We start from the raw sequence: 2,310 nt of genomic DNA, 5'->3' as shown, positions 1-2,310 counted from the left end.
TTTTTGGTGGGTCTGGGTGGACTTGAACCACCGACCTCACCCTTATCAGGGGTGCGCTCTAACCACCTGAGCTACAGACCCAATTATCACTGCATCTTATGCCACCTGAGTTGCGTTGCAGTCTTCGCTCGATCGGTCACGTACTGATGTACGCGCCCTCACTCGCTCACCCTGCGCCTTGTCAGCTGTCACAATCTACAGCGCTAATCTCTGCTTCACTAAAAAGCGCCGCAGTGACCGGGCCTGCATAGACCCTTTTGCTCTCTTTACAGGAACCAAGTAATTCGTGTGGACTCTGACCGAAGCATTCGGCTTCGTTTAAGGAGGTGATCCAGCCGCAGGTTCCCCTACGGCTACCTTGTTACGACTTCACCCCAGTCATGAACCACACCGTGGTGATCGTCCTCCCGAAGGTTAGACTAACCACTTCTGGTGCAATCCACTCCCATGGTGTGACGGGCGGTGTGTACAAGGCCCGGGAACGTATTCACCGCGACATTCTGATTCGCGATTACTAGCGATTCCGACTTCACGGAGTCGAGTTGCAGACTCCGATCCGGACTACGACGCGTTTTAAGGGATTGGCTTACTCTCGCGAGTTCGCAGCCCTCTGTACGCGCCATTGTAGCACGTGTGTAGCCCTGGCCGTAAGGGCCATGATGACCTGACGTCATCCCCACCTTCCTCCGGTTTGTCACCGGCAGTCTCCCTGGAGTTCTCAGCATTACCTGCTAGCAACCAGGGATAGGGGTTGCGCTCGTTACGGGACTTAACCCAACATCTCACGACACGAGCTGACGACGGCCATGCAGCACCTGTCACAGAGTTCCCGAAGGCACCAATCCATCTCTGGAAAGTTCTCTGGATGTCAAGGCCAGGTAAGGTTCTTCGCGTTGCGTCGAATTAAACCACATGCTCCACCGCTTGTGCGGGCCCCCGTCAATTCATTTGAGTTTTAACCTTGCGGCCGTACTCCCCAGGCGGTCAACTTAGTGCGTTAGCTGCGCCACTAAGACTTCAAGAGTCCCAACGGCTAGTTGACATCGTTTACGGCGTGGACTACCAGGGTATCTAATCCTGTTTGCTCCCCACGCTTTCGCACCTCAGTGTCAGTATTGGTCCAGGTAGCCGCCTTCGCCACTGGTGTTCCTTCCTATATCTACGCATTTCACCGCTACACAGGAAATTCCACTACCCTCTACCATACTCTAGCCCGACAGTTCGGAATGCCGTTCCCAGGTTAAGCCCGGGGCTTTCACATCCCGCTTATCGAACCACCTACGCGCGCTTTACGCCCAGTAATTCCGATTAACGCTTGCACCCTCCGTATTACCGCGGCTGCTGGCACGGAGTTAGCCGGTGCTTCTTCTGTAAGTAACGTCAAGCCTCACGGTTATTAACCGTAAGGTTTTCCTCCTTACTGAAAGTGCTTTACAACCCGAAAGCCTTCTTCACACACGCGGCATGGCTGGATCAGGGTTGCCCCCATTGTCCAATATTCCCCACTGCTGCCTCCCGTAGGAGTTCGGGCCGTGTCTCAGTCCCGATGTGGCTGATCATCCTCTCAAACCAGCTACGGATCGTCGCCTTGGTAGGCCTTTACCCCACCAACTAGCTAATCCGACTTAGGCTCATCCAATAGCGCAAGGTCCGAAGATCCCCTGCTTTCTCCCGTAGGACGTATGCGGTATTAATCCGGGTTTCCCCGGGCTATCCCCCACTACTGGGCAGATTCCTAAGCATTACTCACCCGTCCGCCGCTCGTCAGCGGGGTGCAAGCACCCCCTGTTACCGCTCGACTTGCATGTGTTAAGCCTGCCGCCAGCGTTCAATCTGAGCCATGATCAAACTCTTCAGTTTAAATCATACAAGAACTCGTAAGTTCTTAATTCTTGCTCAAGACAAAACTCAATTTCGACGAGTCACTGTCCTGATATTTCGTGTCCGAAATACCTCGGCCAGCGCCCACACGAATTACTTGGTTCACTTGTTAAAGAGCGTTGAGCTGCTGCTCAATCGAGGCTGCGTATTCTACATGCTGCCTCGCTGTTGTCAACCACTTTTTTGAAGAATTTTTCGAAGCGACTCAAGCGCCTAACTGCAAAACCCTTCAAGACCAAAGCGGCCAACCCCTGAAGAAGTCGCCGTGGCTGACTGCCTCAGAAGTGGTGCGCATTCTACAGCGAATTCGCACCCTGTCAACCGCTAATTCAAAGAAACTGTAAAACGTTTTTCTTTAAAACTTTCAAGCAGTTAACAGCCGAGAAACACCCCACCGAAGTGGCCTGCCCCTCGAAAGAGATGCGCATT

Annotated in this window: 1 tRNA gene and 1 rRNA gene; both read right to left on the bottom strand. The window is 53.2% G+C overall.

Annotated elements, in window-relative coordinates:
* Positions 1 to 4 precede the first annotated feature (4 nt).
* A tRNA-Ile gene (locus BY454_RS16145) sits at positions 5 to 81 on the bottom strand.
* Positions 82 to 319: 238 nt separating this feature from the next.
* Positions 320 to 1,860 (bottom strand): 16S ribosomal RNA (locus BY454_RS16140).
* Between the last annotated feature and the right edge of the window lie 450 nt (positions 1,861 to 2,310).

The organism is Marinobacter persicus, from assembly GCF_002934325.1.
Lineage (GTDB): Bacteria > Pseudomonadota > Gammaproteobacteria > Pseudomonadales > Oleiphilaceae > Marinobacter > Marinobacter persicus_A.
Note: the sequence above shows the minus strand (reverse complement) of the source record. Positions and strands in the feature narration are given on the sequence as shown.